7 protein-coding genes are annotated in these 12,446 nt (G+C 62.6%); 1 reads left to right on the forward strand and 6 read right to left on the reverse strand.

Annotated elements, in window-relative coordinates:
- The first annotated feature begins 14 nt into the window (after nucleotides 1-14).
- Complete coding sequence (locus HMPREF2971_RS08385; RefSeq protein ID WP_070692490.1) at nucleotides 15-800, forward strand: sulfite exporter TauE/SafE family protein; 786 nt, start codon at nucleotides 15-17, stop codon at nucleotides 798-800.
- Nucleotides 801-979: 179 nt separating this feature from the next.
- Here HMPREF2971_RS08385 and HMPREF2971_RS08390 read toward each other — a convergent pair whose 3' ends face one another.
- From HMPREF2971_RS08390 to HMPREF2971_RS08415, 6 genes are all read right to left on the reverse strand, one after another.
- Nucleotides 980-4,954, reverse strand: coding sequence for a thiol reductant ABC exporter subunit CydD/CydC (locus HMPREF2971_RS08390; RefSeq protein ID WP_246825103.1), 3,975 nt, complete (start codon nucleotides 4,952-4,954; stop codon nucleotides 980-982).
- A 178-nt stretch (nucleotides 4,955-5,132) separates the two neighbouring features.
- Nucleotides 5,133-7,382, reverse strand: a complete 2,250-nt coding sequence (locus HMPREF2971_RS08395; RefSeq protein WP_070692502.1) for an ABC transporter ATP-binding protein/permease — start codon at nucleotides 7,380-7,382, stop codon at nucleotides 5,133-5,135.
- Nucleotides 7,379-8,506, reverse strand: coding sequence for an efflux RND transporter periplasmic adaptor subunit (locus tag HMPREF2971_RS08400; protein ID WP_049359799.1), 1,128 nt, complete (start codon nucleotides 8,504-8,506; stop codon nucleotides 7,379-7,381). Before HMPREF2971_RS08400 ends, HMPREF2971_RS08395 begins: the two co-directional genes overlap by 4 nt.
- A 63-nt stretch (nucleotides 8,507-8,569) precedes the next feature.
- Nucleotides 8,570-9,523, reverse strand: a complete 954-nt coding sequence (locus HMPREF2971_RS08405) for a hypothetical protein (RefSeq protein ID WP_049340615.1) — start codon at nucleotides 9,521-9,523, stop codon at nucleotides 8,570-8,572.
- A gap of 232 nt (nucleotides 9,524-9,755) precedes the next feature.
- Nucleotides 9,756-10,826: a cytochrome d ubiquinol oxidase subunit II gene (cydB, locus tag HMPREF2971_RS08410; RefSeq protein ID WP_049352963.1), complete on the reverse strand. Its 1,071-nt coding sequence runs from the start codon at nucleotides 10,824-10,826 to the stop codon at nucleotides 9,756-9,758.
- Between the two features lie 21 nt (nucleotides 10,827-10,847).
- A complete protein-coding gene (locus HMPREF2971_RS08415; protein WP_049346334.1) occupies nucleotides 10,848-12,419 on the reverse strand; it encodes a cytochrome ubiquinol oxidase subunit I in 1,572 nt (523 codons plus the stop codon).
- Nucleotides 12,420-12,446: the final 27 nt, after the last annotated feature.

Below are 12,446 nucleotides of genomic sequence, written 5' to 3' on the forward strand. Positions count from 1 at the left end.
CTAGAGGATTTGTCGTGCTTGATTTACTGTCCGTCACACCAGAGTTATTTATCGTGCTCCTGCTCGCCGCCTTCTGCGCGGGATGCATCGACTCTGTCGTGGGCGGAGGCGGCATGATCCAGCTCCCCGCACTGCTCATGGCACCCGGATTCTCACCCGTCGCCGCCCTGAGCACCAATAAAGTTGCCAGTTCCATGGGCACTTTGACGAGTGCCTCAACCTATATTCGCTCACTCAAAATCCCGTGGAAAATCCTACTCCCCGTAGCGTTCGTGGCGTTCTGCGCCTCCGCCGCCGGCGCCTACTGCGCCACAATCCTGCCGGCACATATTTTCCGCCCCGCCATTGTGGTGGTTCTAGCCGCTATCCTCGTCTTCTCGGTGCTACAACCGCGCATACCTCGCGGACAGTCTCGCGCGCTCACAACCTCATCGTTCCTAGTGCGCGGCTTTGCGCTGGGTCTGATTCTGGGCGGCTACGACGGCATCCTCGGGGCTGGCACCGGCGCGATGATGCTCGTCGCCCTGCAGATAGCCATGGGCTACGATATGCTCCACGCGACCGCCGCCGCCAAGGTTCTCAACACCGCCACCAACCTCGGCGCGCTCCTCTACTTCATTCCGCTGGGCTCAATTCACTGGCTCCTCGGAATCGCCATGGGATGCGCCAACATGGCGGGAAGCTGGGTTGGTGCCCGCACCGCAATTCACCTGGGCGAACGATTCATTCGCCGCGTGCTCGTTATCGTTATGACCCTCATGCTACTGCGGTTGAGCGCGCAGATACTCGGCTGGGTCTAGCTCCCTCCTCTCTCCCCCCCTCACCCGAACCTATCCGCGCGGAGATATAAACACTCAGAACTATCTGCGCACACAGAAATGCCCCGGTACTTCCGTGAAGTACCGGGGCCTTCCTCGCAGTTTCTTGCGGGCAGTTTCTTGCGTTCAATCTCGCACGCGGTGCCTGCGCCCGGGTGCGTTTAGAGGCGAACCACCTCGTCGCAGTGGGCGACATCCTCGGGACGATGCGACACCAGGACCGTGGCCACCGAGCTGGCGCGGGTTGCCGCATCCAAGTCGGCCATGAGCGCGCGGGCAGACTCGGCATCCAGGTGCGCAGTCGGCTCATCCAGCAGCAGAACCGGCGAGTTCACCAGCAGGGCGCGAGCCACCGCCAGGCGCTGACGCTGACCGCCCGACAGGAAGGAACCGCCGGCACCCACGGGAGTGCGCAGGCCCTTCGGCAGGGCGTCAAACCACTCGCCCAGACCCACGCGGCGCAGAACCTCGATGAGATCCTCCTCGCTCGGTCGATCCGAACGGTCGCGGGCCAGCAGCAGGTTACCCTCGAGGGTCGACTCGAAGATATGCGCCGCCTGCGGGCACCACGCCGCGTAACCGCGCAGCTCTTCGGGGGCCAGTGCCTCGCCGGAGGCCTCGATGCGGCCCGACTCCAGGGGCAGGAAGCCCAACAGGGTAGCCAGCACGGTGGACTTGCCGGATCCGGAGGGGCCGGTCACCGCGGTCCAGGAGCCCTCGCGAGCCGTCAGGTTCAGGTGTGCGAAGACCGGGTGGTCCATGCCGGGCCAGCGGGCGGAACCGTCCTGCAGACTCAGGGCGGGTTCGGTAACCTTCACACCGAGTTCCTGCGGGGTGCCGCAGCTGACCAGGGTGGGTTCACCGGGCTTCGGCGGGCGCGGGGTATCGCTCTTAGAACCAGCCGCAGATTCGGGACGGTCAAAGCGGTGGGCACGCTGACGGTCAGCCTCCAGCAGCTCCTTCATCTCAGCCTCCGCGCGGGCACGCAGACGCTCAGCACGACGCGGCAGAACGTGAGTGTCCACCTCAGCCTCGGTCGGCACGGAACGCTTCAGAGTCGAGGTGGCGACAATACCCTCCAGGGATACGTCGCGCACGCTCGGGGCAATCGTCGCCAGCAGGCGGCTGAACGCGGGCCAGGAGCGGACCGCCTCAACATGGCCCAGGGAGCTTTCCAGCATGCCGGTGCACAGCAGCACCACAATCGCGGCTTCGGGGGCACGCACGGTGCCGTCAACAGCCAGCGGGTACGCAATGATTGCGCTCGCCAGAGCCGCACCGAACCAGCTGAGGGTCACGAGGGCACGGCCCACGCCCTGAGCGGTCGAGCCCTTCTGCAGGGCGGACAGATTCTCAGCGTCCAGGGCGCCGTTAGCCTTCTCAGTGGTGGTTGCCACGCCGTTAGCGCGCAGGTCCTCAGCCGCCGAGAGCATGCCGGTACCCAGGCGCAGCATCTGCGCGGTGGAGCGGCGAGCCAGCGCCTCCGCGCGGGCATCGGCGCGGAGCACAATCCACGGAGCCACAAAAGTGCTGACCAGCACGGCAAGCAGAACCGGAATCAGAGCCTGCGGCAGGATGCACGCGGTCGTAATCAGCGCCGCGGTCATGACCAGCAGGTGCGCGGCAGGCGGAATAATAACGCGCGGCACGCCGTCACGCAGCTCATCGATACCGCCCACGAGGCGTTCGAGCAGCGCGTCACCACGCAGCAGGGCACGCACGCTGCTCACGCTCTGCCATGCACCAACCCAGGCGCGCAGACGCAGAATATTTGCGGCGGCAAGAACCTTCGAGTGGGTCATCAGACGCTCAGCGTAGCGGGCGCAGGCACGACCCAGGCCGAAGAAACGCACGCCCACAATGGCGACCATCAGGTACATCATTGCCGGGCCTTCGGCGGCGCGAACAATCAGCCAGCCGGACAGCGCGGTCAACGCCGCAGCCATCAGGGAAGTAATCGCAGCCATGATTACCGGACCGGTTGCGGCGCGAACACCAATACCGGTCAGTTCCTTCAGGGTGCGCAGGCTTGCGAACAGACCGGCAGGCGTAGCTTCCTTGACCTCGGCAGCTGCGGAGGCGCCCGCCAGGGCGGTGCTTTCAGCCTCGTACTCTGCCCTGTCCTTGAGCAGGTGCGCGGGGGCTTGCGCGGGAACCGCAACGCGGGCGGTGTTCGCCTCGGCGGTCCAGGTGTAGCCCTGGGCGGTCTGCACGGCACGAACGAGGGTGTCGCAGCCAGCGGCGAGTTCCTGCTCGTGGGTCACGATCAGCACGGTTGCGCCAAGTTCCGCCAGGCGGTGCAGGGCGCGGGTCACCAGGTATGCCGAGTAGGCGTCCAGGTGCGCGGTCGGCTCATCCACCAGGACGGTCAGCACGGTCTGCTCACCGCCGGCACGGTAGATAGCCTCGGCACGAGCCAGGGTACGTGCCACGGCGAGGCGGCGCGCCTGACCTGCACTGAGGGCACCGGGTTCAAGGGCGGTCAGCTTCTGCATGCCCAGCTGAGCCAGCGGGCCAACCAGCAGCGCGGACTCGGCATCGGTGACGGACAGCTTCTTGGAGTCCATCGCTTCGCCGAGCAGAGCGGCTGCACGCTCACGCTCCGCCTCGGTGGCGCTGAGTGCGTAGAGCGCCATTTCGGTCTGCACGGTCGGCGCGGTGAAGACCGGTGACTGCGGAATAACCAGGGTAGTTCCCAGACCGGTCACGCTACCGGTCAGGTGCACGGGCTCCTCCGAGCCGGTGGGCACCAGACCTTCACGCACGGCACCGGAGAACACGTTCAGCAGGGTGGACTTACCGCAACCGGATTCACCCATCACGCCGATAACCGCACCGCGCTCACCCTGGGCGGTTTCACCCTGGGCGGTGGCAACGCGACGGTCCAAGTTCAGGGACAGGTTAGTCAGCACCGCAGGACGCGCCGGGTAGCTCACCGACAGGTCCTCCACAGCGATGGTGGAAGGCTGAGCCTTCTGCGCTGCCGAATCCTGCGCTGCCGAGTCCGCAGCGGCGGCGGGCAGGGGCGCATCAATAATCTTCTGAGCGCTACGCAGGGCGGCAACGCCGTCCTCCGACTGGTGGTAGGCGGCACCCACATCACGCAGCGGCTGGTAGCATTCGGGAGCCAGCAACAGCACGAGAATTGCGGTGTCCAGGCCCAGGGTGCCGTTGACCAGGCGCACACCAATCAGCACAGCAATCAGCGCCACCGAAATGGTGGTGATGAGCTCCAGCGCGAGCGAAGACATGAATGCGCTACGCAGGGTCTGCATGGTGCGTTCACGGTAGCGCTGACCGAGGGCGTTCATGGCGCGGGTCTGCGCGCGTTCACGGCCCAGACCGATAATGACGGGCAGGCCGCGTACCAGCTCCAGAATATGGTCGGAGAGTCGGTGCAGTTCAGCCTGCGCTTCCGCGGTTTCGTCGCGGGTGTTCTTACCAATCAGGATCATGAACACCGGAATAAGCGGCAGGGTACATGCCAGGACCATGGCGCTCATCCAGTCCAGGGACGCCACAACGACCCAGAGGATGAACGGTACAATCGCGGTGGACACGAACGCAGTCAGGGTCTTGGTGTAGTAGTCATCCAGGGCGTTCAAGCCGCGGGACAGCAACACAGCGGTCGCGCCGGTACCCTCGGGGGTGTCTGCGCCACCGGTGGCGAGCACACGCTTGAGCAGCGAGGAACGAATCTGAGACTTCGCCCCGGAGGCGGCACGCTGCGCGCTCACAGCCAGCAGGTAGTCGGTACCCGAGCGGACAAGCAGGGCAGCCACGGCGACCGCAATCAGGCCGGGGGTAATGGTGTCTGCGTCGCCGAAGATACCACCGAGGCCGAGCAGCCAGCCGCCGTGCGCCTCCAGCTGCGCCTGTGCGGAGCCCGAGAACTCAATGTAGGCGCGGTACACGTCCGGGGCGCTCGTCTCTTTGAGGCGCGCGTGCTCGGCGGCAACAGCGGCGAAACCGGCGTGTGCTGCGCGGGCAATAATCACAGCCAAGGCGGCACTGAAAAGCACCGTCGCGATGGTGTGCACGGCGGTGATGACACCGAACGTGCTGAGGGTTTTACGGGCGTCAGGGCCCAGAGGTGGGCGGCGGTCAGTGCGGTCATTGCGCTTTCCTTCGGTCACCTCTGGTGCCTCAGTGTTCTGATGTTTGTCAGCGTGACGCGGTGTGTGCGTTCGACTCACGTGTTGTCCTTAGTCTTCTGCTGTTTTTACCTCCCATCAGTTTAAGGGTTGGGCTATCTAATACCTATTTGACCAGTCAGGTTTCAGGTAATTAGTTGGTCCTCACCCGGCGCTCACTCTAGCCGCGCATAGCGTCGGCGGGGCTCTTGCGGGATGCCACCCACGCCGGGTATGCCGAAGACACCAGACCGGTAAGGGCGCCAACGCCCACGCCGAGCACCACGAATCCCGGGGAAAGAACCGCCTGCCAGCCCTGCACGAGCGAAAGAATTATGGTCGCAATCATGCCGGAGCAGGCGCCGATGGAGCCGCCGAGCACGCCGAGCATGACGCCCTCCATGAGGAAGATGCGGGCAATCAGCCATTTACTCGATCCGATGGCGCGGCGCAGCGCAATCTCTGCGGTGCGCGATTGCACGGACAGATACATGGCGGTTGCCGCCGAGAGGGAGGCGAGCACCAGCAGAATACCGGAGAGCACACCCACGTACAGGCCCAGATCCGAGGCGATAGACGCGCGTAGGCTCTGCAGGTCGGAGGGGGTTTCCACGTTGATCTGGCTGGGTTCAGCGGGCTTGAGGGTCAGCGGAATCGCCTTGGCGACCGCTTTGCCGTAGCCCCGTTCGGTTTCGGCAATGTAGGTCACCTGGCCGCGTCCGGTGCGCTGAAGTGTGCCCGGCGAGACAATGACCGTGTTCCTGAATTCGTAGCCGCTATTGCCGGGGTCGAAGAGGCCGACGACCGGCATCAGCTGACCGTCCACCCAGATGCTCACACCGGGTGCCACCTGCGGCAGCCCGCCGAGCTTAATGCCGTAGTCGACGACGGGCATCTCGCCGGGTCTGGGCTCGGTTGTGGCGTTATCTGCCGCCTTATCTTCGGGAATAATGCCGAGGGCACGGGCAGCGGAGACCGAGACGATAGCGCCGGAGAGCTGCTCGGAGCGTTCACGGTCAGCAACGTTCTGTTGGGTGAGGGTCGAGTTCATCTGTTCGAGCGCACGCAGGGTTTCGGGGTTCATGCGGGCACCGATTTGCTCGAGCCTGGTCTTCGAGGTGGAGCTGAGGCCAATCGCGGTTTTGGGTTCGTCCTCGTAGGGGCTGAACCGGGTGATTCGCACGTCGGCGGGCGCCACGCTGCTGACGAATCCGGTGTTCTTCACGTAGTCCAGCGCGCTAATGCGGTCGGCAACATTCTGCGCGGATTCACCCTGCCGGTAGGTTCCGAGCATGTTCTGGTCATTGTCCCTGTCGCTGATGTAGAGCGTGGATTGTTCGGATCCGAGCAGGCGCTGGTTCACCTGGTAGCTGGCGGATTCGCTCATGCCGGAGGCGCTGATGAGTCCGCCCACGCCCAGCGCGAAAGACAGGCCCAGCAGCAGGGTGCGTAGCGGTCGTGAGGTGAGCGCCGAGATTGCCTCGATGCTGTCGTCGGTGAGGAAGCTTCCGCGGCGATGCGTAGCGGGCTTCTCCCCCGGTGCGAGGCTGGTGGTAGCATCTACCGGGGCACCAACCGTGGCTTCTGCCGGGGTGTCCGTTGCAACCGGCACAGCCTCGGCAACCGGCACCTCAGCGACCGGCACCGTAGCCAAGTCGGCGCGGCTCTGCTCGTGCAACTGCCCATCCTCAATGCGAATCACACGGCGGGCGGCGGCGGCAACCTCCGGGTCGTGGGTAATAACCAGCACGGTACAGCCGGTCGCGTTAATGCGCTGCAAAATCTCAATGACCTTGGCGCTATTGTGGCTGTCCAGGTTGCCGGTGGGCTCGTCGGCAAGAATCAGCGGCGGGCGCGTGGCGAGGGCACGAGCAATGGCGCAGCGCTGCTTCTCGCCGCCGGAGAGGTAGCGGGTGCGGATGCTGGCGCGGTCGCTCAACCCCAGAAATTCTAGGGTTTCTTCGGTGCGTTGCAGGCGCTCGCTGTAGGGTACGCCCTGCACGCGCAGACCCATGGAGGCGTTGGTTGTGCTGGTTTCGTCCAGCAGCATGTTTGAGGATTGGAAGATGAAGCCGAGGTGGTCTCGGCGCATTTCGTCGCGTTCTCTGTCGCTGAGTCCTTCCGTGTTTTTGCCGAAGAGGCTGTAGGTTCCGCTGGTGGGAGTGTCGAGCAGGCCAATGGCGTTGAGCAGGGTGGATTTACCGGAGCCCGACGGACCAATAATGGCGAGGAATTCGCCGCGTTCGACCACCAGGTCGAGGTGGTCGAGGACTGCTCGTTCGCTCCCCTCGAAGATGCGGGTAATGCCGTGCATTTCGATAGCGGGCGCGGTACCGAGCCCGGCGGCAGGTGTAGCGGCGGACGCTACGTTGGGCGCAACTGTAGGCGCACGTCCTGGGCTTGTGTCGGGGGTTATCTTGCGGCGGCTCATGAGACAAGCACCTTCTGTCCCGCGCTGAGGTTAGCGTTAATGGCGGCGTATCCGCCGGCGGTGCGCAGGACCTCAACGTTGACTCGTTCGGTGGCGGGCGCGTCCTTGCTGGTCGCAGTGGAGCTTCCTCCCTTTTCAACGAGCACGTAGGTGCCCTGGGAGTCCTGGCGTACCGCGGTGGTCGGCACGGCGAGGGTGGTTGAGGTGTTGCCCTTGCTGGTGATGGAGGCGCTCTGACCCGGAGTGAGCTTGCTCGGGTCGTCGGCACTAAATCGCACGCTCTTCGCCGCACCCTTGGAGGGGTCGTTCTGCAGCTCACCAATGCTGGTGATGGTGCCCTCCACACTGCCGGTGGAAGTGCGCAGGCTAACGCGGTCGCCGGCCTTGACCTTATTGGCAACAGAGAGCTCAACGCTGGATTCCACGTAGGGTTCGCTGGTTTCTACACTCGCGATGGGGTTGCCGTCGCTGATGAGCTGACCGACCGCGGCAACGGCGGTGACGGTGTGGCTGCCGCCGGGCAGAATCGCGTAGTTGCTGCGGGCAATGCTGGTGACCCCCTCGCTGGGCACGCCGGTCAGGTGCGCGCGGTGCAGGCGCGTGACGGCGTCGAGGGTGTCTTCGGTAACGGTGCCGCTTTGAGCGGTGGCATACCCGGCGGAGTTCAGTGCCTTCTGGAAGGCGAGCACGTCGTCGCCGTTATCGCCCAGGTTCAGGTCGCGGTATAGCGGTAGCGGCCCGTCCAGCACGAAGACGGGGTCGGCACCGATAATGCCGATGAAGTCACCAGCTTTGAGTACGTTACCGGGCTTCTGGTTCTGGTAGACGAGCACCGGCTCACCGTTGGTGCGTGCGCTAATCGGGGCGGTCTCTCCAGCCTTGGTGGTTCCTGCAATGGCGAGTCCCTCGCTGACGGTGCGTTCTTCGACCTTCGCCCAGACCGGGATCACGGTTTTCGCTTGCACGGTCGGGTCGGGGCCTGTTGCGGCGTAGCGGGTGCCAAGGTAGAAGGACAGCATGAGCGAGCCGATGGCGAGGATTGCCAGCAGCAGGAGCACGCGGGGTCGGGCGATGCGCTCGCTAAAGCGGTGACCGCTGTTTTGGTTCTGTGAGTGAGTGGTCATGGCGGTGTCTTTCTGAGCTGTTTTTGCGCTGTCTTTTGTGGTGCTGTCTTTCAGCGTCCCGGTTTACTGGTGCTCCATAACGTACTGCTTGAACTTCTCGTCACGCTCACGTTCTGCCTTGCGGTCCTGCTCAAGCTGTGACTGGTACTTGCGGATGAGCGGCATCTGGTACTGAGCTTCCAGGTCGTAGAGCTGCTTGCTCATGCCGACCTGCTGGTTACATTCGGCCTGGATGGTGGCGATGCGAATCTCTTCTTCGGAGGCGGGCTCGTTGAATCCGTTGTTCTTGCTCAGCTGCTCAGCCAGCGGGGTTTCCTCGGCGACGGAGCCTGCCGAGCGAGGGGTGAGGCCGCGGTCTGAGACGCACTGCTTCCACTTCTCTTCGAGCTCGCGGTGCAGTTTGCTACCGTAAACGGCGTTACCCGCCTCAGTAGAGATACGACTGGATGTGGACTGCCCTTCATTCTCGGGCCTCTTGCCTTCGGGCACCGCGGCCTCCAGGGTCTCGCGGGCCTTGGGGTAGCATTCGGTGCGAAGCTTGTCCTCGGGGCTCATGCTCTCCCCCGAGTTATAGGAGATGGGGGCGGCTGCGTTGTTGGGGTCTCGCTTCTGAAAACCGTACTTCTGGGCGTACTCGACGTTCCAGGGACCGTACTTTCGTCCCAAATCACCGCGGGGTGCGCTTTCAGAATAGGGAGCCTGGATGGTGTAGTTCTGCCCGTGTTCGGCGAAGCATTGCTTCATGGCAATCTGAAAGGCCGTGTATTCGTAGTTGGTGCGCTCGTAGTAGAGGTAATCGTCCAGGGGCATCTTCACGATGTCCTGTTCCGCGTCGAAGATGGCGTGGACGCTTTCGTCGCGTTCCAGCGGCGGGTTGAAGAGCGAGCAGGCGCTCAGGGGCATGATGCCGATACAGAACAGGGCACCCGTGGCGAGCAGGCGGCGGCGCGTGCCGGTGCGAGGGGTAGTTCCGGTGCGAGGAGCGGATGCAGTGGAGCTACGGTTGAGGGACTTCATCGTTGAACACCTTTCATAAGAGTGAGTTGCTCACCACATTACACTTTTTGCTCCTTGCCGCGCTCGAATTTCGGGGGGGGTGTGCACCAAAAATTTTTGCGCGCCCACTCATCTGCCGAGAGCTGCAGCCTCTGCGGGAATATCCTCTGTAGGAATAGTCCTCTGGGGGCATAGAAAAATCCCCCGAACTTCTCAGAAGAGAAATTCGGGGGATCCTTCAATCAGCTACATGCTACTTGGTCGGCAGTTCAGCCAGTTCGGTAGCGTCGTGAGCCTCGGGGATGTGATCCACGTGCAGACGCTTACGGAAGACCCAGTAGGTCCAAGCCTGGTAGACGAACACGACCGGCAGACCAAGGCAGGTCACAAAGGTCATAACGCCCAGGGTGTACTCGGAGCTGGATGCATTCGCAATGGTGAGCGAGTATGCCGGGTCCAGGGTGGAGGGCAGAACGTTCGGGTACATTGCGGTGAAGATTGCCAGCGCACCGAATGCGAGGAACACGGACAGACCTGCGAAAGCGCGACCCTCACGGCCACCCTTTGCGGAGATCCAAGCAATCAGAACAGCAACCACAGCCAGGATGGTGCATAGCCAGGAGATACCGTTACCGGTGGTGAAGTCCAGTGCCAGAACCCATGCAACAATCGGCAGCAGCAGGACGGGAGACCAGCGTACCAGGGTGTTGCGGGCACGGTGGCGGATGTCACCGTCGGTCTTCAGAGCGATGAAGGCAAGACCCTGAACCAGGGAGAAGCCAACGAAGCCCAGACCGCCGAGCAGAACCGGCAGGGAGACCCATGCGAAGGCGCCGCCGACGCGGTCGCCGTTCTCGTTGATGGGCAGACCCATGGAGGTCAGACCCAGCAGAGCACCAACGAGCAGTGGGATAAAGAAGGAAGAAACAGACAGAGCGATGTTCCAGTTACGGATCCACTTCTCGTCGTTCTTCTTGCCGCGGTATTCAATGGCGACCACGCGCAGAATCAGGAAGACCAGCGCGAGGGTCAGGGGGATGTACAGAGCCGAGAAGAGGGCTGCGTACCAGATGGGGAATGCAGCGAACAGAGCTGCACCACCGGTCACAAGCCACACCTCGTTACCGTCCCAGACGGGGCCGATGATGTTCAGCAGCAGACGACGTTCCTTCTCGTTCTTGCTGAACTTGGAACCCATCAGCATACCGACACCCAGATCGAAACCGTCGAGAATCATGTACATGATGAGGAAGACGCCAATGGCTACAAACCAGAGGGTGGGCAGGCCAGGCTGACCGGCAAAGATATTGAAATCAAAGTTCATGGTGAATCAATCCTTACCCGCCTAGTAGGCGAACTCCAGCACATCGCGCTTGGACTTGTCGTTGGACTCGTCCTCGTGGGGCGACTGAACCAGCTCGGGCATTGCTGCCACGACGCCGGCCTTGACGTACTTGATGAGCAGGTAGACCTCAACCACCATCAGCACACCGTAGAGCAGACCCAGGGTGAGCAGGGAGAAGAGGATTTCTTCACCGGAAACACCCGGGGAGATAGCTGCTGCAGTGAACAGGTGAATCGAGGGGTCACCCTGAAGGTTCGGAGCCACAACGAAGGGCTGGCGGCCCATTTCGGTGAAGATCCAGCCGAGGGAGATACCAAGGAAGGGAGCCAGGATGGACCAGACTGCAATGTTCTTGAGCAGCTTGGACTCGGGGACGGTGCCCACGCCCTTCTTACGGGTTACCCACAGTGCGTAGAGGTAGAAGGGCAGTACAACCGCACCCAGACCGATCATGCCGCGGAAGCCCCAGTAGGAGACCTCGAGGGAGGGCAGGTAATCAATCTTCTGACCTGCACGCTCACCGTAGAGCGGGTTGTTGGGCAGGTTGGTGCCGAACTTAGCTTCGTACTCGGGCAGCAGGGTCTGAATACCCTTCACCGGGGTATCGAAGTTGTCGTGTGCCAGGAAGGACAGCACGCCGGGGACCTCGATGACGGTGTGGATCTTATCGCAGCTCTGAGCGCCGAGTTCACCGACGGTCAGAACGGAGAAGGAGGTGCCATCGTGGCACGCGGCTTCTGCAGCAGCCATCTTCATGGGCTGCTCGTGGATCATCATCTGTGCCTGCAAGTGACCGGACGCGCCGATACCTGCGAAGGCGAGGAGGCCCACAACAGCGCCCAGGCGCAGGGACTTGAACCAGACCTGGAAGTCGGTCTTGTCACGTGCGCCCTTGTCGGACTCACCAACAACAACCTTGCCGTCAACGACCTTGTCGATACCATCCTTGCGGCGACGCCACAGCTTGTACCATGCGATACCAACCAGGAAGCCACCAGCAACCTGAATAGCGGCGGTGATGACGTGAGAGACGGTCACCCATGCGAGGGGGTTCATCAGCACTGCGCCAATGTCGGTCATGCGGGGACGACCGTCAATCATTTCTGCACCGACGGGGTGCTGCATCCAGGAGTTTGCAACCAGAATGAAGAATGCAGAAATCCAGGAGCCGAGAACTGCCATGAACAGACAGAAGGCGTGGACTGCGGGCTTGAGGCGGTCCCAACCGAAGATCCACAGACCAAGGAAGGTCGACTCAACGAAGAAGGCGAAGAGGCCTTCCATTGCCAGCGGAGCGCCGAAGACGTCGCCGACGAAGCGGGAGTATTCACTCCACGCCATGCCGAACTGGAATTCCTGAACCAGACCGGTGGCCACACCCATAGCGAAGTTAATGAGGTACAGCTTGCCCCAGAACTTCGTCATGCGCTTGTATTCGTCCTTCTTGGTACGAACGTAGCAAATGTACAGGTAGGTCACCACAAGGCCCAGACCCAGAGTCAGCGGAACCATGAAGAAGTGGTAGACGGTGGTAATACCGAACTGCCACCTACCAAAATCAAGGGGATCCATTGATAGGTCCTTACTATGTGTGTACTT

Source organism: Rothia sp. HMSC066G07, from assembly GCF_001814485.1.
Lineage (GTDB): Bacteria > Actinomycetota > Actinomycetes > Actinomycetales > Micrococcaceae > Rothia.

What these genes read in the sequence shown, in the direction of transcription:
- cydB (WP_049352963.1), bottom strand. Translation starts at nt 10,826, where the DNA reads ATGAACTTTGATTTCAATATCTTTGCCGGTCAGCCTGGCCTGCCCACC.
- HMPREF2971_RS08395 (WP_070692502.1), bottom strand. Translation starts at nt 7,382, where the DNA reads ATGAGCCGCCGCAAGATAACCCCCGACACAAGCCCAGGACGTGCGCCT.
- HMPREF2971_RS08415 (WP_049346334.1), bottom strand. Translation starts at nt 12,419, where the DNA reads ATGGATCCCCTTGATTTTGGTAGGTGGCAGTTCGGTATTACCACCGTC.
- HMPREF2971_RS08400 (WP_049359799.1), bottom strand. Translation starts at nt 8,506, where the DNA reads ATGACCACTCACTCACAGAACCAAAACAGCGGTCACCGCTTTAGCGAG.
- HMPREF2971_RS08405 (WP_049340615.1), bottom strand. Translation starts at nt 9,523, where the DNA reads ATGAAGTCCCTCAACCGTAGCTCCACTGCATCCGCTCCTCGCACCGGA.